The sequence below is a fragment of the Photobacterium sp. TLY01 genome (assembly GCF_021432065.1).
GTDB lineage: Bacteria > Pseudomonadota > Gammaproteobacteria > Enterobacterales > Vibrionaceae > Photobacterium > Photobacterium halotolerans_A.
In genome coordinates this window covers 113,620-133,026 of sequence record NZ_CP090365.1, presented here as the reverse complement: position 1 = coordinate 133,026, position 19,407 = coordinate 113,620, and the positions used below count along the sequence as shown (strand labels likewise).

The window sequence follows — 19,407 nt, the reverse complement described above, 5'->3', positions numbered from 1 at the left end:
GCAGCGAACACTGTCAGTACGACCACTTGTTTGCTGCCTTCACGCCTCTTTGATGATCAGATCGACAGGCCGGGTGTGCTGAAACGCTTCTGCCTGCCGGCGAATCCAGTCGCTGAATAACCTGACTTTTTCACGTTTAAAATAACCTTCCGGCGCGCACAGGTAATAGTTGTAATTGGGCCGGACCGCAATGTTGCCAATCCGCACCAGGGTGCCGTCTTCAACAAATCTGTGTGCCAGGCTGTGCCGGGCAAGCGCCACGCCTTGCACGGCCAGCGCCCCTTCAAGCACATAACTGGCACCATCGTAAACCAATGAGGTGGAGCCGCCCTGAACCCCAACAAGCGACATCCAGCGCTCCCAGTCCATATCCGGTAAAAGGTCACCAATCAGATGAGCACGTTGCAAATCCTCAAGGGTAAAAATCTGCTGTTCTTTTTGATAGATCGGGTGGCAGACGGGATAAAGCAAGTCATCCATCAACCACTGGCTGGTGACGTTCGGATAGACTCCCTCACCGTAACGAATGCAAAGATCTAACGAAGACTGCTCAAAATCCGCCAGTTCATTTTTCGATTCGACTAACACAGAAATATCGGGGTGTGCAGAACGAAAGTCTGTCATGCGCGGCACCAGCCAGTGGACGGAAAAAGAGGGCAGTGTCGACAGGGATAAACGCTGGGGCTCCGGGTCATTGTGAATCAGCCAAACCCCATTCTGAATGTGTTTGAAGCCTTTCTGGCTGTGTTCAAACAGCGTTTGTCCCTCCGGGGTCAGCACTACTTGGCGGTGCTGGCGATAAAACAAGGCGGCGCCCAGCCAGTCCTCTAATAGCCGGATCTGCTGGCTGATCGCAGCTGCAGTGACATGCAGGTGTTCGGCAGCGGCTTTAAAACTGCCGTAATGCGCGGCCTGATAAAAATAATACAGGCCTTGCAGTGGTGGCATACGGTGTCGGAGTTCATTGGGTTGTGACATTAGTTTTCCTTAACTGACTGTCAGGATCTATCGTTTGAGCACTTGCGGTTGCTGAACGAAGATAAATCTGTACTTGAATGATAATAGGGGGCGGTCATGGGAATAACAACAGAGAAGCTTGCGTTTACCGGGCGCAAAGACATGGTGAGTTTGATTAAGTCTGGCTTTTCTTCCTATCGACGCTGGCGGCAGCGTGAGCGTGACTTGCGTCATTTGAGTGAGTTGCCAGACTACTTGCTGGATGATATCGGGCTGGATAGGCACATTGTTGAAGCAGAACTGCGAAAAGCGTTGGCTGATGGTAAATAGATGGAGCAAATAGATGCAGCGCATACTGACAGCGAATTGAAACGGAGTCTGTTTTCAGACGCAGTGACGGGAGATACCCATAAACAAAAAGCCAGTCTTGCGACTGGCTTTGGGGGTTTGCCTGTTTTGGGCTTATGCCAGCAGCTCTTTCGCTGTGCTGACCACATTTTCAGTGGTGAAGCCAAACAGCTTGAACAGCTCGCCAGCCGGTGCAGATTCGCCGAAGCTGGTCATGCCGATGATGCGGCCGTCAAAGCCCACGTACTTGTACCAGAAGTCGGCGATGCCCGCTTCAATCGCGATACGGGCCGTCACATCTGATGGCAGTACAGACTCGCGGTAAGCCGCATCTTGCTTGTCGAATGCATCGGTCGATGGCATAGACACCACACGAACCTGCTTGCCTTCGGCGCTCAGCTCAGCTGCAGCGTTGACCGCCAGCTCCACTTCAGAACCGGTGGCAATCAGGATCAGCTCAGGCTTGCCGGTGCAGTCTTTCAGGATGTAACCGCCCTTGGCGATGTCAGCTACCTGCTGTTCGCTGCGTTCTTGCTGAGCCAGGTTCTGACGCGAGAAGATCAGCGCGGTTGGCGCGTCTTTGCGCTCAATCGCCAGTTTCCAGGCCACGGCAGACTCAACCTGGTCACACGGACGCCAGGTGCTCATGTTCGGGGTCAGACGCAGAGAAGCCATTTGCTCAACCGGCTGGTGCGTCGGGCCATCTTCACCCAGACCGATAGAGTCATGGGTGTAAACCTGAATGTTCTGCACTTTCATCAGCGCAGCCATCCGCATAGCGTTACGGGCGTATTCCATGAACATCAGGAAGGTGGCGCCGTAAGGCACGAAACCACCGTGCAGGGCGATACCGTTGATGATGGCCGTCATGCCGAACTCACGCACACCGTAGTGAATGTAGTTACCGGATGCATCATCCGCGGTCAGCGACTTCGAACCAGACCACATAGTCAGGTTGGAAGGTGCCAGGTCTGCAGAGCCGCCCATGAATTCAGGCAGAATCTTGCCGAAGGCTTCCAGCGCGTTCTGAGAGGCTTTACGGGAAGCGATGTTGGCCGGGTTGGCTTGCAGATCAGCAATGATCTTGCTTGCTTCTGCTTCCCATTGTGCCGGCAGTTCGCCGTTTACACGACGTTTGAACTCGGCAGCCAGCTCTGGATGCGCGGCTTCATAAGCGGCCAGTTTTTCATTCCACGCGGCTTCTTTGGCTGCGCCCGCTTCTTTGGCATCCCACTGCGCGTAAACGTCGGCAGGGATTTCGAACGGACCGTGCTGCCAGCCCAGGAATTCACGGGCGGCGGCGATTTCATCGTGACCCAGCGGGGCACCATGGCAGTCGTGAGAGCCGGCTTTGTTCGGCGAGCCGAAACCAATGATGGTTTTGGTGCAAATCAGGGTTGGACGTGGATCGGCTTTTGCCGCTTCGATGGCCGCGTTGATAGCGGCCGCATCGTGGCCGTCAACCGCAGGGATCACGTGCCAGCCGTAGGCTTCAAAACGCTTTGGCGTGTCGTCAGAGAACCAGCCTTCCACGTGACCGTCGATGGAGATGCCGTTGTCATCCCAGAAGGCGATCAGCTTGCCCAGACCCAGCGTACCGGCCAGGGAGCAGGCTTCGTGAGAAATCCCTTCCATCAGGCAGCCGTCACCCAGGAATGCATAGGTGTAGTGGTCAACGATGTCGTGGCCGTCACGGTTAAATTGAGCAGCCAGAGACTTCTCAGCAATCGCCATACCCACCGCATTGGTGATGCCCTGACCCAGTGGGCCTGTGGTGGTTTCGATACCCGGCGCGTAGCCGTACTCCGGGTGACCCGGGGTTTTGGAGTGCAGCTGACGGAAGTTTTTCAGATCGTCAATCGCCAGGTCGTAGCCAGACAGATGCAGCAGGGAGTAAATCAGCATGGAGCCGTGACCGTTGGACAGCACGAAGCGGTCGCGGTCAGCCCAGTTCGGGTTTTGCGGGTTGTGGTTCAGGTGATCACGCCACAGTACTTCTGCGATGTCAGCCATCCCCATCGGGGCGCCCGGGTGGCCGGAGTTGGCCTGTTGTACACCGTCCATGCTCAGGGCACGGATAGCATTGGCTAATACTTTACGATCCATAATTAATTCTTCTTACTCAATACAGGTTGGACATAAAACGAGTGAGAGCAGCGTTGTGCTGCTCTCAAATTGAAACGGGATTACAGACGCGCTTCGATCATGGTTTCCAGCTTACCCTGGTCGATGGCGAAGTTACGGATCCCTTCCGCCAGCTTCTCAATCGCCATAGGATCCTGGTTGTGCTCCCACAGGAACTCAGCGTGAGTCATCGGTGCCGGACGCTCTTCAGACGCTACGTCAGCAGAAAGTTTCTGCACCACGTCGCCTTGTGCTTCAGACAGCTCCTGCAGCAACTGCGGGCTGATGGTCAGGCGGTCACAGCCGGCCAGCTCCAGGATTTCACCTGTGTTACGGAAGCTTGCGCCCATGACCACAGTGTTGTAGCCCAGGGCTTTGTAGTAGTTGTAGATAGCTGTGACTGACAGCACGCCCGGATCTTCAGAGGCTTCGAAGTCACGGCCTTCTTTGGCTTTGTACCAGTCCATGATGCGGCCCACGAAGGGGGAGATCAGGTAGACACCGGCTTCAGCACAGGCACGGGCCTGAGCAAAAGAGAACAGCAGAGTCAGGTTACAGTTGATGCCTTCTTTTTCCAGCACTTCAGCCGCGCGGATCCCTTCCCAGGTCGAGGCCAGTTTGATCAGGATACGGTCGTTGCTGATACCGGCATCATTGTACATTTTGATCAGCTTGCGGGCTTTGGCCACGCTGGCTTGGGTGTCGTAGGACAGACGCGCGTCCACTTCAGTGGAGATACGGCCCGGTACCACATTCAGGATTTCTTTACCGATGTTCACCGCCAGCTTGTCGCCCGCGTCCTGGATTTGTTGTGCTTTATCGTTGCTTTGTGCTTTGGCATACGCAATGGCATCGTCGATGAGCGGCGCATACTGTTCAATTTCAGCAGCTTTCAGGATCAGGGAAGGGTTGGTGGTGGCATCTTGCGGTTGATACTTCTTAATCGCTTCGATGTCGCCGGTGTCGGCAACAACAGTAGTAAGTGCGCGCAGCTGTTCCAGTTTGGTGCTCATCTCAGTAAAACCTTTTTGATATGTGGTAAGAAATGACGTTTCTGCTCTGTTGCGGTTCATGTCTCATGAACGAATGTAATGCACCTGAGCAAATGAAGTGCTCATAGTTGAGCTTTTTGATACAAATGTCAAACCCTACGTTGCCGTTGATCACAGAGAAATTTGCCTGATTTGTAACAGCGTCTGACCCAGATGAACGCAGGTCAATGTGCTGAATTCAATACACTTGAGCGGTAAGGATACAGAGGGGAAATGAAAAATTGCTATTTATCAGCAGGATGGAGAATTCAGGTTAAGCTTGGCGTCTTTTCAGCGCAGGGAGAAGGCGAGAACGATGCATCGGCTGTCTCAGTGCATCAGGCTCAAGGTGAACAAAAATAGTATAGATGTAATTTTGTTCACCCTGCAGAGCGGATCTGCTGTTTGCTGTACTTATGAATCTGACATGTTCAGCAATGCCATCGCACAACTTGCGCTGGTCGCCAGTACATCAATCACGCCCGTTCTTAACGCGCCCAGAATCGCCAGTGCTTTTCGGCTTTCACTGGCCATCGCGATCACATTTGGGATGCGGCGCAAATCAGACATCTCAAGCCCGACAACCCGTCCCCGCATCAGCGTCCCAGCCTGTTGACCATCCAGGCGGAAAAAGTCAAAACCGCCGATGTCGCCGACAATGCCATCATTGAGTCTGGCTTCCACAAACTCTTTCGCCGTAAAACAGCCCAACTTCACCATATGGCTGTTTTCGTCCATATCACCAATACCGACTAACGCAAATTCCGCTTTTCGGGCCTGATTCAGGGTTTCACTGACATTGGGATGCGTGATAAACACCTGCTGGGTGACTTCACTGTCGACATAGGCGGGTGCGTAGAGTGTTTCGCTGGTGCCACCAAATTTTTTGGCCAGCCGACGGCAGATATGATCCGCATTGATGGTATCACCGCTGCGGTGGGTTCCGCCGATAGCACACACAAATCTTGCATTGCGATGGGACACAATACCGGGGTGATCGGCGACAGCCGCAACATTTTGTCCCTGACCGACGGCCACAACGACATCGTCTCTCAGATAACCGTCGAGATAGGCTGAAACCAGCGTCGAAACTTGCATTCGCTGCTCTTGCGCACTGGGCTGATCCAATGCAATCAAGGCACGTTTCAGGTGAAATCTGTCCATGAGTCGCTGTTCAAGCTGGGCGCTGTGGACCGGGTGAAACTTGACGGTAATTTCTACGATACCTTCTTCGCGCGCTTTTCTGAGCAACCGGCTGACTTTAGGACGGCTGATCCCAAATTTTTTCGAGATTTCTTCCTGCGTGGCACTTTGCTGGTAATACAAGATGGCAATCTCAGTGAGCAGGTCTGTATCTTCCAGCTGAGGATCAAAAGAAGCGGTCGGCGGTGAAGTGGTCATAGCGGTGTTCCATACACAGATGAGGCGTCAGTGTAATGGATTCAGAAGTGCTAAACAAATGTTAGCCGCCATGCACTTTGTTCAGCCTTCTTATTGCCGCATTAATCTGCCGGCTTTTTTTCGCTGGGTTTGCGGAGAGAGATCCGATGATGACCGGGGTGATAAAAAAGGCCTGGCATGAATGCCAGGCCTTTGAATCATTGCACCATCGCCATGATAGTGATGATGGTTTCCGATCGGTTTACAGCAGTTCTTTCGCGGTGCTGACCACATTTTCAGTGGTGAAGCCAAACAGCTTGAACAGCTCGCCAGCCGGTGCAGATTCACCGAAGCTGGTCATGCCGATGATGCGGCCGTCAAAGCCCACGTACTTGTACCAGAAGTCGGCGATACCGGCTTCAATCGCGATACGGGCCGTCACATCTGATGGCAGTACAGACTCGCGGTAAGCCGCATCTTGCTTGTCGAATGCATCGGTCGATGGCATAGACACCACACGCACCTGCTTGCCTTCGGCGCTCAGTTCAGCGGCAGCGTTGACCGCCAGCTCCACTTCAGAACCGGTGGCAATCAGGATCAGCTCAGGCTTGCCGGTGCAGTCTTTCAGGATGTAACCGCCCTTGGCGATGTCAGCTACCTGCTGTTCGCTGCGTTCTTGCTGAGCCAGGTTCTGACGCGAGAAGATCAGCGCGGTTGGCGCGTCTTTGCGCTCAATCGCCAGTTTCCAGGCCACGGCAGACTCAACCTGGTCACACGGACGCCAGGTGCTCATGTTTGGCGTCAGGCGCAGAGACGCCATTTGCTCAACTGGCTGGTGCGTCGGACCGTCTTCACCCAGACCGATAGAGTCATGGGTGTAAACCTGGATGTTCTGCACTTTCATCAGCGCAGCCATACGCATGGCGTTACGGGCGTATTCCATGAACATCAGGAAGGTGGCGCCGTAAGGCACGAAACCACCGTGCAGGGCGATACCGTTGATGATGGCCGTCATGCCGAATTCACGCACACCGTAATGGATGTAGTTACCGGATGCATCATCCGCGGTCAGCGACTTGGAGCCAGACCACATGGTCAGGTTCGAAGGGGCCAGGTCTGCAGAGCCGCCCATGAATTCAGGCAGGATCTTGCCGAACGCTTCCAGCGCGTTCTGAGAGGCTTTACGGGAAGCGATGTTGGCCGGGTTGGCTTGCAGATCAGCAATGATCTTGCTTGCTTCTGCTTCCCATTGTGCCGGCAGTTCGCCGTTTACACGACGTTTGAACTCGGCAGCCAGCTCCGGATGTGCGGCTTCATAAGCGGCCAGTTTTTCATTCCACGCGGCTTCTTTGGCTGCGCCCGCTTCTTTGGCATCCCACTGCGCGTAAACGTCGGCAGGGATTTCGAACGGACCGTGCTGCCAGCCCAGGAATTCACGGGCGGCGGCGATTTCATCGTGACCCAGCGGGGCACCATGGCAGTCGTGAGAGCCGGCTTTGTTCGGCGAGCCGAAACCAATGATGGTTTTGGTGCAAATCAGGGTTGGACGTGGATCGGCTTTTGCCGCTTCGATGGCCGCGTTGATAGCGGCCGCATCGTGGCCGTCAACCGCAGGGATCACGTGCCAGCCGTAGGCTTCAAAACGCTTTGGCGTGTCGTCAGAGAACCAGCCTTCCACGTGACCGTCGATGGAGATGCCGTTGTCATCCCAGAAGGCGATCAGCTTGCCCAGACCCAGGGTACCGGCCAGGGAGCAGGCTTCGTGAGAAATCCCTTCCATCAGGCAGCCGTCACCCAGGAATGCATAGGTGTAGTGGTCAACGATGTCGTGGCCGTCACGGTTAAATTGAGCAGCCAGAGACTTCTCAGCAATCGCCATACCCACCGCATTGGTGATGCCCTGACCCAGTGGGCCTGTGGTGGTTTCGATACCCGGCGCGTAGCCGTACTCCGGGTGACCCGGGGTTTTGGAGTGCAGCTGACGGAAGTTTTTCAGATCGTCAATCGCCAGGTCGTAGCCAGACAGATGCAGCAGGGAGTAAATCAGCATGGAGCCGTGACCGTTGGACAGCACGAAGCGGTCGCGGTCAGCCCAGTTCGGGTTTTGCGGGTTGTGGTTCAGGTGATCACGCCACAGTACTTCTGCGATGTCAGCCATCCCCATCGGGGCGCCCGGGTGGCCGGAGTTGGCCTGTTGTACACCGTCCATGCTCAGGGCACGGATAGCATTGGCTAATACTTTACGATCCATAATTAATTCTTCTTACTCAATACAGGTTGGACATAAAACGAGTGAGAGCAGCGTTGTGCTGCTCTCAAATTGAAACGGGATTACAGACGCGCTTCGATCATGGTTTCCAGCTTACCCTGGTCGATGGCGAAGTTACGGATCCCTTCCGCCAGCTTCTCAATCGCCATAGGATCCTGGTTGTGCTCCCACAGGAACTCAGCGTGAGTCATCGGTGCCGGACGCTCTTCAGACGCTACGTCAGCAGAAAGTTTCTGCACCACGTCGCCTTGTGCTTCAGACAGCTCCTGCAGCAACTGCGGGCTGATGGTCAGGCGGTCACAGCCGGCCAGCTCCAGGATTTCACCTGTGTTACGGAAGCTTGCGCCCATGACCACAGTGTTGTAGCCCAGGGCTTTGTAGTAGTTGTAGATAGCTGTGACTGACAGCACGCCCGGATCTTCAGAGGCTTCGAAGTCACGGCCTTCTTTGGCTTTGTACCAGTCCATGATGCGGCCCACGAAGGGGGAGATCAGGTAGACACCGGCTTCAGCACAGGCACGGGCCTGAGCAAAAGAGAACAGCAGAGTCAGGTTACAGTTGATGCCTTCTTTTTCCAGCACTTCAGCCGCGCGGATCCCTTCCCAGGTCGAGGCCAGTTTGATCAGGATACGGTCGTTGCTGATACCGGCATCATTGTACATTTTGATCAGCTTGCGGGCTTTGGCCACGCTGGCTTGGGTGTCGTAGGACAGACGCGCGTCCACTTCAGTGGAGATACGGCCCGGTACCACATTCAGGATTTCTTTACCGATGTTCACCGCCAGCTTGTCGCCCGCGTCCTGGATTTGTTGTGCTTTATCGTTGCTTTGCGCTTTGGCATAAGCAATCGCATCGTCGATGAGCGGAGCGTACTGTTCAATCTCTGCGGCTTTCAGTATCAGGGAAGGGTTGGTGGTGGCATCTTGCGGTTGGTATTTCTTAATCGCTTCGATGTCGCCGGTGTCGGCAACAACAGTAGTAAGTGCGCGCAGCTGTTCCAGTTTGGTGCTCATATCTATTGTCCTTTGCTGTGTTTGTACAAACCTTAAGTTTGGTCTGTTGACTGTTCTTTTGAAGCCATGTCCGATGCTCTGAACATATGGATCGAAGCAAAATATTTGATGTCCCGATAATTAAATTTTTCTGTGTCGATGTCAATCGCGAAGCCCAATTCGAACGGTTTTGTCAAACATTCTTTCGGCACCCTCGCCAAGGATACAGCGAACGTTGGAAAGTGCGGCATGGTGATCATTCATACTGATATCCTTGGTTTGATAAACATAAAGGGATTAGCCAATATCGACAGTGTGTTGCTGGCTGCGAATTTCGTGACAAAGTGCTGATAAAGCTTGTGACATCGCATCAAGTTCAGATTCCGAGGGGATCTGCGCAGATTTCAGTTGCTTCTCGATTATCATGGCACTGTGACTGATCCGCTTCGCACAAAGACTGGCGGAGGCCCCTTTAAGGGTATGACTGAGTAACATTGCCTGCTCGAGATCGTTCTCCTTAATGGCCTGACGGATTTTTTGGTCATAATCATGGTGATCATCAGCAAAGATAGTGAGGAAATGCGCAATCATATTTTTATCCTGATCCAGCAGTTCCAGTAACTCTTCCATGTCTATCTGTGTGACTTGGTCCAGGTCGAATGCAGAAAGTGTTGCGGATAGCGGCATCTGATTAAGGGAGTGATCGCCTAAAATAGACGGATCCCGAAAATCAGGCTGTTTGAGCGTATGGCGGCGCAGATAGGCCATGTAGTCAATACGGTGGCGAAAGCGTTGTAGCGCATCCAGTAATTTTCGCTCGTCGAGAGGTTTGGTGATAACACAGTCAACCCCGGCATCCAGCATATTCTTCTGTGTTTCCTCAAAGGCATCTGCGGTGCAAGCGAAGATCGGGACAATGCAGTAAGGTTCCGGCAGGGAACGAATGCGGCGGGTTGATTCCAGACCGTCCATAACCGGCATGTGATTATCCATCAGGATCAAATCGTAGGATTGGCGCTGCATCATTTCTAATGCTTCCAGGCCGTTTTCTGCCGTGTGGGTATGAAATCCCCACTGCTTAAGAAAACTTTCCATAATCAGTATGTTGAGGTGGTTGTCTTCAACAACCAGGACGTGTAATCCGGCAAAAGCTTCTCTGTCGATCTCAATGTCTTCGATCAGCTCTTCCTGAGGGGTGCCAGTATCAAGGCAGAGGTTGACGGTCACAGATGTTCCAATGCCAGGCTCGCTGCTAAGTTCGACATTGCCGCCCATTAATTCTGCCAACTGTTTGACAATACTCAACCCGAGTCCGGTGCCGCCATAGCGCCGGCTGGTAGAGACTTCCGCCTGCGCGAAAGGGTCGAAAACAAGGGCGACACGCTCCGGTGCGATGCCGATGCCGCTATCTTCAGCCACAATCGTCAGTTGCTGTTGCTGCCCTCCTGTGAGCAGCGCCCGCCTCATACGCACTCTGACATGGCCTTTGTCTGTGAATTTAATGGCATTGCTGATCAGGTTAAACAGAATCTGACGGATACGGGATTTGTCGGCATAGAACCAGGTTTCCTGATCAAAGCCACAGTCAATGTTGAAAGCCAGGCCTTTTTCTTTCGCCAGCGAGTAGTAGGTACTTTCAATCGTGCCGACCAGGTCGCTAAAGCAAAAGTGCGTTTTATCCAGTTTTAGCTGGCCTTGCTCAATTTTAGAGAAATCCAGAATATCGTTCAGCAATGACATCATGTGCTTGCCCGAATCGAGCAGGGTGTTGAGATGATGTTCTTGTTCTGCCGTTAATTTGGTTTTCAACAACAATTGCGACAAACCCAGCATTCCGTTCATTGGGGTGCGTATCTCATGGGACAGATTGGCCAGAAATGCCGATTTGGCTCTATCCGCCGATTTGGCTTTCTCCAGCGCCTGATTGAGCCGCTTAGTATCAGCTGAAATCTTATCAGCCCCCTGATTAAGGGCATCATTGAGTAACTGAAACTCATAAGGGCCTTCAAAGGAGGGGTTTGGCTGGTAATCTCCTAAACGGAACTGGGAGGCGAACCGAGTCAGTTTGGCAATCGGGCCGGTAATTCGCTTCGTCAGGCCGATGGCAAGTAAAAGGATGAACACGCTGATCATTGCCAGCGCAAGCAGAAGGAAATGGTGTAATTCATCAATAACACTGATGGCGCTGTCTTGCGAGGTCACAGTGATCAGCGACCAGATCGGCATGCCTTCTGTGTCTTTGATCTGTGAAGGGACCACCGCCGCAATCATCGCTTCGCCATCATCATCGATGTAGTTATTGATTCCGGGTTTGAACGGGAAAAAGGAGGACAGTGAACCTGACCCTGGGATCAGGTTGGCTTTGTAGAATTGTTTGAAATGATGCAGGGAGTGTTCTGTGGTATGGCTGCTCAGCAGCAGTTTGCCATCAATATCGGTCAGATACACATCGTCGCTTGGGGCAACCTCACTCCCTAATTGCTTAAGCTGCTGTTTGATGTCATCCATTTTGTATTCAATCAGCAGAAACCCATCAGGCTGTTGTTTGATTTTTTTTGCCAGAAATACCGTGAGGTCACCATTTTTGATTAAAGGATGGGATATGTAGGTATTATCTCTGGCCAACGCTTTTTCGATATTCTCTAAATCCGGGGCACCAATTTCATGAATAGTAAATCCTTTACCTGAGGTCGCATTAAGATAATAACCGCCGTTTGTGTTGCGAACCTGATGCATTGCTGAAAATGAAGGGTCAGTTTGCCCGAAGTTATGAAAAAACTGCCCAATCTCTTCAGGTGGTCGGGAAAAAATAGGGGAGTGGCTTAATAAATCCAGGTTTTTCAATCGCAGCGTATGTGTCTGGTCCAGGCTCTGGGCCACGATATTATTGCGGGCGTTAATGCCATCTGCAATTCTGTCCAACGCGACGTCATTCAGTTTCTCGCTGCTGATCCAGCCATAGATATAGGCAGGGAGAATGCCTACCGCAAGCATGCTCACCAGTAAAATCGGTTTGATTCGATTGGGGACAATCCGTATCACCACATCACCTCAGAAATTTGTGTAACTTGTCAATAAAGATTACGCACTGAAGATTATATGCCAAAGTGTGATAGGTGAGTGACGCTGAGCTAACAAAAATGCCTTTTTGCGTGATGTGTTATGCCTTGAAAAAAACGAGGCTGCTGAATTAGTTCAGTAACTGTTCCAATGTGAATGGCGAGCTCATTATTCCCAATTGCTGGGCGGGTGTTAATCCGTTGCGATCTTGTCTGCACAGGTTATGCCAGGCGCGGTAAATATCCAGCAGCGGCAGTAACCCGCCAGGTCTGGCTTTTCTTCTGGGTTCATCAACCAACTGCGCAAACTGTTGGTAAAACCGCTGTTGGTATTCATCGACGGCTCTGTGAGTCGCCAGCTGCAGCCATCGGGCTTCATTGTCTTTTTCGCCACCTAAATGGCAGATGCCTTTGCCAACCTCACCATGGCGGGTAAATGCCCAGCGGTCGCGCCACCATCCCAGCAGCACGATGTCGATACGTCCGGCGGCATTGCCCTGTGGCCAGTCCGGATCTTCTTCTACATACACAGGCTCAATGGTACCTGCGCGAATTCTGTCCAGAAATACAGACAGACAAGCTGAACGTAATAAGGGCTCTTGTGGCATGAACAGCATCAGCTGACTGGTCTCACTGACTTGTTCATTGAGCTGTAAAAAATGAGCATACACTGCATATTGCGGTCTGATCAGATTGCCTTTGGCCGGGAAATACTCAATGTTCTGATCACTGCTTGGATCTTCCAGATGCGGTCTTGATAATACTTCGCGGTATTTTGCATCGACTTTTGCCAGCAAGCCCTGAGGGGCAGTCTGCACGGCAGGCTTTGCGGCGTGTAGCTGCCGGGCATGGAAACGGGCATTGGGACTGTAAGGGTCATGATGCGTCTCTGAGGTGCCTGTCTGTTCCGGGTGATAGTTAATATGCTGGCTGAGAACATACCCGGAATGCGCTTCGCAGCTGGCAATCCAGTAAACGCCATTCGCAGCATGGGGCTGCAACGGACTGAGTGTACTGGCCAAGGCCAGCTGGGATCGGTTTTGCAGCAAACGGGCATCAAAAACCGAGAGTTGCCGGCGGCAGCGACTGGCAATGTGGTTCAGCTGGTCATAAAACGTTTTTGGATTCATCCCAAGCCGCCGGCAGATATCCCGGATGGGATGGCCGGTAAACAGCAGGGCGAGCAGCTTTTGCTGAATCTGGTGTTTAGGATTAAAACCAGACCATTTGTCGACAAAGGTCGCCTGACAATTTTTGCAGCGATAACGCTGGCGATCACCACTGTAGCCAAAAGCATGATAAAGATGGCGATGTGTCAGCACAGGCAAACCCAGATTGTCACAGTCCAGATTAGTGCAGGCCGGTAAACCGTGACTTTGCTGTAATTTCAGGTAACGCCATTCTGCGATGACATTCTGATTGCTGATCAGAGGGGGAAAGGCGCCGCATTCTTTACAGATGAAGGCAGGGCGGTTGGGATTGGCCCTCTGAATGATATAGTCGTCTGGATCGCGGGAACCAAAATTTTGGCAATGGACGGTTTTGCAATGATTCAACTGCCATTGCCCGCTGGCAGGCGGCAAGGTTGCAGACTGTTTTTGATGTGTCATCATGCTTGCCACCTTCCTCGTGTACGGACGATACCGAAAACAGATCCGGAAAAAGGTGCCGAGTCATGACCGCATACGATGACCCGACACCCATTAGTTGGCCCAAACTGCCAGGCATCGCATTGTCGCCCGGGTAAACCCGCTTCAAATTGTGTAAGACGCCACATTTTACCAATTTTTGAGCTGCGACAGGCAAATCCCCTGATTGAGCTGACTAATCCTTTAGTCAGGCCGGGTAAGAAAGCCGGCCTTCAATGTTCAATCCGGCTTGTATGTGACAGGCCGGATCAGAGCCATCAGATTGTGATCGCTGTTTCCAGCGCAACCTGCATCATGGCGTGGAATGATTTCTGACGATCTTCAGAACTCAGGTGCTCGCCACGGGTAATGTGGTCAGACACAGTCAGAATGGTCAGCGCTTTCGCACCCAGCTCAGCTGCAACACCGTAGATACCGGCGGCTTCCATGTCGACACCCAGAATGTTCAGCTTGTTCATTTTATCGAACAGGTCTGCTTCAGGGCTGTAGAACAGATCAGCAGAGAACACGTTACCGACACGGACAGGCACGTTTTGCGCACGCGCCTGGTTTACCGCTGTTTCCAGCAGGTGGAAATCGGCAATGGCGGCAAAGTCATGATTGTTAAAACGGATACGGTTCACTTTGGAGTCGGTAGATGCACCCATCGCAATCACAATATCCATCAGTTTGATGTCGTCACTCACAGTACCGCAGCTGCCGATACGGATGACGTTCTTAACACCGAAATCTTTAATCAGTTCGTGAACGTAGATAGAGCAGGACGGGATACCCATACCATGGCCCATCACAGACACTTTTTTGCCTTTATACGTACCTGTGTAGCCAAACATGTTGCGTACATTGCAGACTTCTTTGGCATCTTCCAGATAGGTTTCTGCGATCAGTTTCGCACGCAGCGGGTCACCTGGCATCAGCACTGTTTCTGCGAAATCACCAAATTCGGCATTGATATGCGGGGTAGCCATAGCGGACTCCTGACAAGTTATTCGTTGAAAAAATTACGAGAAGAAACGTTCAACCACTGCTTGGTATGCCATACCACCCAGGTAAACACCCACAATTCCCATGATGCCAGACAGCACAGGCGGCGCAGGCAATGGCAGTTTGACTGCACTGAAGAAGAGACCGACAACGACTCCTGCAATGGTTGCAAGCAGAATCTCGTTCATGTGTTTACCCTCTGTATGTCGCACTCAGCGGTACGTCTTATCTGAAAAAAACACCAGCACAGCAGACACTCAATGAGCGCCAGTGAAGCGCTGTTGCTGAATCAGGGGGCCAGTCTAGTGAAGTAACCCAGAGCAACTTTTGAACTGAGTCACATTTTATTGATTGTTCGACCCTCAATCCAGTGTTATTTACTAAATCTGTTGAAAACAGGAGGTTAATCGTTTGCTTTTTATTGTTGTGCTGAATTATTCAACAGGGTGAATAAAGCAATGAGTATTGGTATAAATATTTATATAACAGTACGTTGAGTGAATTGTTTTTGCTTTTCAGGAATGCAGCCTGGGTTTTTTTCTTGCTGTCAGGGCTAAAATCAATGTAATCGATATCATGGCTTGAAGCGTTTATCCAGGTGAGGTAATGCAAGCAGGAACAGCACAGGCAAAGATAAGTATCTGCTTGTTTTTTAGATGTGTTTAGTTGGCGAAAACAAGGATATGGGCTATTGATTAATTGGGCACAGTCTGCAACGACAGTTTGAACTCTTTTGCTACGAAGGAACGTGAACATGAAGAAATTGATGCTATCCGCGGCGCTGGCAGTGTTAAGCCTGCCAGCCAGCGCTGAAATTCTGGGCTTATCTGTCGGGGCTAATGCAGGAGCATCCCGCTTGGAGTATGACGGTAACTCTGATTATGGTTATGAATATGGGGTCAATGCGTCTTATCAGGTCACCAGTATTTTTAGTGTCAACGCCGGATTAGCCATTGGTAGCGCGGAAGTGGATTCAAGGCTGTCGTCGGCAAAAAATGACATTGACTATACCTCTGTACCGCTGACACTTCAGGCTGATATTCCACTGCTGGTGGGGAGTGTTTATGCCAGAGCCGGGACGAACTATTACGATGTTGATCGCAAATTATCCGGGGTGACACACAAGGATGACGGCTGGGGATTTGCCGGCGGGGCCGGTTTCGTGTTGGGGATTATCCCTTTGCTGGATTTGACACTCGGCTATGAATACCGGGATATGGGCGAGGTGGACAGTAACGCGATTCTGTTGAGCGTAGGGTTTGGCTTGTAATTGTTGGTGAAGGCGAAATTCAGCGCGAAAACAGTCGTGAGATCAACACCTGTTCTGCCTGCAACAAGTACTGTGTTCTGTATATGGGGTTGTTTATCCGGTGATCTGTGAGGATAAGCAACGCCCGATTGCGGCGGAGGTGTTCATGACCAATTTTGAACGATATGAGAAAACCTGTCGGGCTGTTTTTCTGGCGCTGTCTGAATTTGGTCCGGTGCAGGATTACTGGCAAACGTATCAGATTCGGCCGGATTGTCGGGCGTTCATTTTGCGCGGTCTGTCCCGCTTATTACCCTTACGACAAAATATCTTCAGAGAGGCGGTGATTCCCTGGCTTGAAAATGCGCAGCAAACGCTGCAGTCTCCGGGGATGCCAGTTTCTCAGCTATTGAACGATGATACTTATCCTTTTCCGTGCCGGGTTGATATTCAGGGCAATTTTCTTCCCTGTTGGGTGTGGGGCGAGTCAAAACAACTGCTGGTGATCAGTATCATTGAGCCCAGAACCGGGCAATTTGGTTCGCCACGGAATGTACCTGCTGAACGTTTAGTCGACAGGCCCAGATGGTTTGATGCGCAGGTCATCGATGGCGAACAGGACTGTGTCAGCGCAGGGCAAGCTTACTTTGACCAGTTCATGCAACCGGACAGCAAAAGCGATGAGCCAAGTGTCATTGATGCGCTCCGCCATCCTAACCGGCGTACCCTGAATCCGCTCCTCAGTGTGACGCTAATCGCGATGGTGGTCGTCGTCTTTACCTGGGTGGTGACCTCTCATCTGGGTTTCTGACCAGAACGGCGAGATATTCAGCGTGACGCGTCTACCGGCGCAAAGCAAGCAGGCCTTTCCTTTAACGCTGAATTCGTTACTATGTCGCCAGATCCAAGCGTTGACTCCGTAATTGTAAGGAAAACCATGCATAATCTTTCTTTATTATCGGCTGCCGAGAAAAACCGTATTGAGCTGGATAAGCAGGCGGCTTACGCCGTTTGGCAGTTAAAAAACGGCAAAGCCGGGCCTGAAGTGTTCTTGAACCAGGCACAAAGTATTTCTGATGATGACGAACGTGCTTTCTATGAAAAAGCCGTTGAGAAATACAAAAACCAGATGGGCATTGTCTGATCAATCCGCAATTCAACGCATGGCTTTTTTCACTGCCTTATTTCTGTTGACGGGCATGGCGATGACTTCACTGGCTGTGAGCGCGCCGATCACAATGAACGCCATGGCAATCATGGTTTGCCCGCTCAGCGGTTCAGAAAAAAGTGGAATGGCCATCAGTGCCGCGAAAACCGGCGTAAAAGCCCCCAGTGCGGCACTCATTTCAGCCCCCAAACGTGAAATAGCAAAGGTATAACACAGGCTGGAAACGATCCCCACGCCAACCCCCTGCACCAGAAAATGGTACATCACTTCCTGAGTATCCACTGACATTAAATGAAACGTCATGGTCTGGCTGAGAAATCCTATCAGCAGCAAGGCTGCCCCTGATACAGCAATCACAGCCGCCCCCTCCATTGCGGACAAGCCTGAAACACGCATGGCGATGGTAAACCAGGCCCAGCTCAAGCTGGCCAGTATCAATATGGCATAGCCAGTCAGCATACCGGGCTGGCCGGAGGCCAGCGATTTGGCGACAAAGCACACCACCCCGAGTGCAATCAATGCTAAACCTGTCCGCCGCATGGGTGAGATCGATTCCCGGTAGCAGACAAGTGCAATCCCTGATACGAGGAGCGGCAATATGCCCGGAATTAAGGAAGCGCCATCGGCAACAGGCACATAATGCAAACCGTATCCGGCGATAAACAGGTAAGGCAGACCGGCGCCCCAGCATATCAGGGCTAAGTATCGCTTTGGGGTCTGAAATATGTGTCTGACTTTATGCCGGCACAGCCAGCCAAACAGCAGGGCGGCGGGCACAAAGCGTATCAGAGCAATATCGGCGATGGTCAGATCTGACTGGCTGGAGGCCCGCAGTGAAATAAAAAAACCGGACCAGATCAGTAAAGTGACCGTCATGGCGAATAGTCCGGTCAGCATAGCGGGCGTGTTCTTTTGCATCAGTGTCATCCGTGCGATTGAAGTGACTTTAGTATCGGCAAAAGCACGTGATAATAGTTGGCAAAGTTAACCGGCTAACTATTATTTATTGGTTATTTTTTCCAACATTATTTAAATTGATGACTTATTTTACCAATTTGTTTTAGTGGTGAGTCACAAAGAGGCGGGATGCGGGCGTAATGGATAAAAAAGATAAGCAGATTCTGACTGAAATACAGCGCGATGCACGTCAAAGCACCGCTGAAATCGCCGATAAGGTTGGCTTGTCGGTGTCACCTTGTGCCAGACGGATAAAGAAGCTGGAATCCGATGGGATTATCGCGGGATATCAGGCGACTCTGGACAGACAGAAACTGGGACTGATGATGACCTTTTTTGTCAATGTCAGCCTGAATAATCACAGGGACCAACCCATTGATGAGTTTGAGCTGGTGATGTCAGGGATGCCTGAAGTGATCAGCGCGCATGTGATCTCCGGAGCACACGATTACCTGTTAGAAGTGGTCGCCAGAGATCTGCCTCATTACGAATCCTTCATCCGCAAATTACAGACCCTGACCATGGTCAAAGATATTCATACAAACCTGGCGATCCGAACCGTCAAAACCGGCCAGCAGTTGCCTATCTAGCAGCGCTTTCTAACCCCAAAAGTCAATATATTGCTCGCATTTCTTAAGTTTTTCTTAAGAAACGCGAGTCATACTGTATCTTTAGTATTGATATCAAGGGTTTTCTGAAGCGATGGTGACAGAAAAGTGCTTAACCTCACAGATTGAAAAACTTGTCCGTTTGGAAGCGGGAGCAACATCATAACTGGGTTTTTGCCGATTGTCGGCAGAGCAATATTTCACTACTTTCAGCCGTCCTAATGATTAAGCAAGGAACACTATGAAACCGGGTAATACTGGGTTGGTACGTATCGTGAAAGCGACGGGCTATTCTGTACAGGGCCTGAAAGCTGCCTGGCAGCATGAAGCGGCCATCAGACAGGAAATTATTCTGCTTGTTGTACTGACAACCATTTCATTTTTCCTGCCGGTCAGTTTTATCGAGCACATCTTGCTCGTTGCCAGTCTGTTTCTGGTTGTGATTGTTGAGTTGCTTAATTCAGCGATTGAGGCAGTGGTCGACCGAATTGGCAGTGAACTTCACGAATTAAGCGGCCGGGCGAAAGATATTGGCTCTGCGGCGGTATTTGTTTCTCTGCTGCTGGCCGGTGGCATCTGGCTGGCGATCGTCCTGAAGTTGTTTTGGTAATCCTGCTCTGATACCAAATATT

17 protein-coding genes are annotated in these 19,407 nt (G+C 51.5%); 6 read left to right on the top strand and 11 right to left on the bottom strand.

The window, feature by feature from the left end; translation table 11 throughout:
• Nucleotides 1-39 precede the first annotated feature (39 nt).
• The gene (locus LN341_RS16225; RefSeq protein WP_234205993.1) at nucleotides 40-978 is read right to left on the bottom strand and encodes a LysR substrate-binding domain-containing protein; all 939 of its coding nucleotides are present in this window, start codon (nucleotides 976-978) and stop codon (nucleotides 40-42) included.
• A 96-nt stretch (nucleotides 979-1,074) separates the two neighbouring features.
• On the opposite strand from LN341_RS16225, the gene LN341_RS16220 reads away from it, so the two are divergent.
• Nucleotides 1,075-1,287 (top strand): DUF1127 domain-containing protein, encoded by a 213-nt coding sequence (locus LN341_RS16220; RefSeq protein ID WP_234205991.1) that lies wholly within the window; start codon nucleotides 1,075-1,077, stop codon nucleotides 1,285-1,287.
• A 132-nt stretch (nucleotides 1,288-1,419) separates the two neighbouring features.
• On the opposite strand, the gene tkt (LN341_RS16215) is transcribed toward LN341_RS16220, so the two are convergent.
• From tkt (LN341_RS16215) to LN341_RS16175, 9 genes are all read right to left on the bottom strand, one after another.
• Nucleotides 1,420-3,411, bottom strand: a complete 1,992-nt coding sequence (gene tkt / locus LN341_RS16215) for a transketolase (protein WP_234205989.1) — start codon at nucleotides 3,409-3,411, stop codon at nucleotides 1,420-1,422.
• An 80-nt stretch (nucleotides 3,412-3,491) separates the two neighbouring features.
• Entirely contained in the window at nucleotides 3,492-4,442 is a 951-nt protein-coding gene (tal, locus tag LN341_RS16210) for a transaldolase (protein WP_234205985.1), read from the bottom strand.
• A gap of 432 nt (nucleotides 4,443-4,874) precedes the next feature.
• Entirely contained in the window at nucleotides 4,875-5,861 is a 987-nt protein-coding gene (locus LN341_RS16205; protein ID WP_046222629.1) for a sugar-binding transcriptional regulator, read from the bottom strand.
• A 241-nt stretch (nucleotides 5,862-6,102) separates the two neighbouring features.
• On the bottom strand, nucleotides 6,103-8,091 hold the full coding sequence (tkt, locus tag LN341_RS16200) for a transketolase (RefSeq protein ID WP_234205987.1): 1,989 nt from the start codon (nucleotides 8,089-8,091) through the stop codon (nucleotides 6,103-6,105).
• A gap of 80 nt (nucleotides 8,092-8,171) precedes the next feature.
• A complete protein-coding gene (gene tal / locus LN341_RS16195) occupies nucleotides 8,172-9,122 on the bottom strand; it encodes a transaldolase (protein ID WP_234205985.1) in 951 nt (316 codons plus the stop codon).
• A 276-nt stretch (nucleotides 9,123-9,398) separates the two neighbouring features.
• Entirely contained in the window at nucleotides 9,399-12,143 is a 2,745-nt protein-coding gene (locus LN341_RS16190) for an ATP-binding protein (protein ID WP_234205983.1), read from the bottom strand.
• Between the two features lie 148 nt (nucleotides 12,144-12,291).
• The gene (locus LN341_RS16185; RefSeq protein WP_234205980.1) at nucleotides 12,292-13,773 is read right to left on the bottom strand and encodes a lactate dehydrogenase; all 1,482 of its coding nucleotides are present in this window, start codon (nucleotides 13,771-13,773) and stop codon (nucleotides 12,292-12,294) included.
• Nucleotides 13,774-14,066: 293 nt separating this feature from the next.
• Entirely contained in the window at nucleotides 14,067-14,777 is a 711-nt protein-coding gene (gene deoD / locus LN341_RS16180) for a purine-nucleoside phosphorylase (RefSeq protein ID WP_046222461.1), read from the bottom strand.
• Between the two features lie 33 nt (nucleotides 14,778-14,810).
• Nucleotides 14,811-14,981 carry a XapX domain-containing protein gene (locus LN341_RS16175; protein ID WP_036760236.1) on the bottom strand — a complete coding sequence of 57 codons (171 nt, stop codon included), beginning with the start codon at nucleotides 14,979-14,981 and terminating at the stop codon, nucleotides 14,811-14,813.
• Nucleotides 14,982-15,547: 566 nt separating this feature from the next.
• Here LN341_RS16175 and LN341_RS16170 point away from each other — a divergent pair.
• The 3 genes from LN341_RS16170 (at nucleotide 15,548) to LN341_RS16160 (ending at nucleotide 17,186) form a co-directional block, all read left to right on the top strand.
• Nucleotides 15,548-16,063: an outer membrane beta-barrel protein gene (locus LN341_RS16170; RefSeq protein ID WP_234205978.1), complete on the top strand. Its 516-nt coding sequence runs from the start codon at nucleotides 15,548-15,550 to the stop codon at nucleotides 16,061-16,063.
• Nucleotides 16,064-16,208: 145 nt separating this feature from the next.
• Nucleotides 16,209-16,853 carry a hypothetical protein gene (locus tag LN341_RS16165; RefSeq protein WP_144409120.1) on the top strand — a complete coding sequence of 215 codons (645 nt, stop codon included), beginning with the start codon at nucleotides 16,209-16,211 and terminating at the stop codon, nucleotides 16,851-16,853.
• 126 nt (nucleotides 16,854-16,979) lie between these two features.
• Nucleotides 16,980-17,186, top strand: coding sequence for a DUF3283 family protein (locus LN341_RS16160; RefSeq protein ID WP_046222458.1), 207 nt, complete (start codon nucleotides 16,980-16,982; stop codon nucleotides 17,184-17,186).
• A gap of 12 nt (nucleotides 17,187-17,198) precedes the next feature.
• Here LN341_RS16160 and LN341_RS16155 read toward each other — a convergent pair whose 3' ends face one another.
• A complete protein-coding gene (locus tag LN341_RS16155) occupies nucleotides 17,199-18,128 on the bottom strand; it encodes a DMT family transporter (RefSeq protein ID WP_234205976.1) in 930 nt (309 codons plus the stop codon).
• A gap of 179 nt (nucleotides 18,129-18,307) precedes the next feature.
• Between LN341_RS16155 and LN341_RS16150 the strand changes: the two genes are divergently transcribed.
• Together LN341_RS16150 and LN341_RS16145 are read left to right on the top strand one after the other, a co-directional pair.
• On the top strand, nucleotides 18,308-18,757 hold the full coding sequence (locus LN341_RS16150) for an Lrp/AsnC family transcriptional regulator (protein ID WP_234205974.1): 450 nt from the start codon (nucleotides 18,308-18,310) through the stop codon (nucleotides 18,755-18,757).
• Nucleotides 18,758-19,016: 259 nt separating this feature from the next.
• A complete protein-coding gene (locus LN341_RS16145) occupies nucleotides 19,017-19,385 on the top strand; it encodes a diacylglycerol kinase (protein WP_046222456.1) in 369 nt (122 codons plus the stop codon).
• Nucleotides 19,386-19,407: the final 22 nt, after the last annotated feature.